This is a genomic window from Paenibacillus sp. F024, from assembly GCF_057814255.1.
This window is the reverse complement of sequence record NZ_JBVASZ010000182.1, coordinates 1-265: the sequence shown is the minus strand read 5'-3', so window position 1 is coordinate 265 and position 265 is coordinate 1. Positions and strand designations below refer to the sequence as shown.

The 265-nt window shown below is 50.2% G+C and carries 2 rRNA genes; both read left to right on the top strand.

Annotated features, from left to right (window positions below):
• Positions 1-123, top strand: a 23S ribosomal RNA gene (locus ACZYR9_RS27885); the annotation flags it as partial.
• A gap of 77 nt (positions 124-200) precedes the next feature.
• Positions 201-265, top strand: a 5S ribosomal RNA gene (gene rrf / locus ACZYR9_RS27880); the annotation flags it as partial.

Genomic DNA, 265 nt, shown 5'->3' with positions numbered 1-265 from the left:
CCCCTCAAGATGAGATTTCCCAGTATGTAAGACCCCTTGTAGACGACGAGGTAGATAGGTTCGGGGTGGAAGCGCGGCAACGTGTGGAGCTGACGAATACTAATCGGTCGAGGGCTTATCCAAAAAATATATGATCAGCAGCAGCAGCTTTAGTTTCGATCCAGTTTTCAGGGCACAAGCCGCCTTGAATAAGTAATTCGTTTGGTGATGATGGCGGAAGGGAACCACGCGTACCCATACCGAACACGACCGTTAAGCCTTCCAG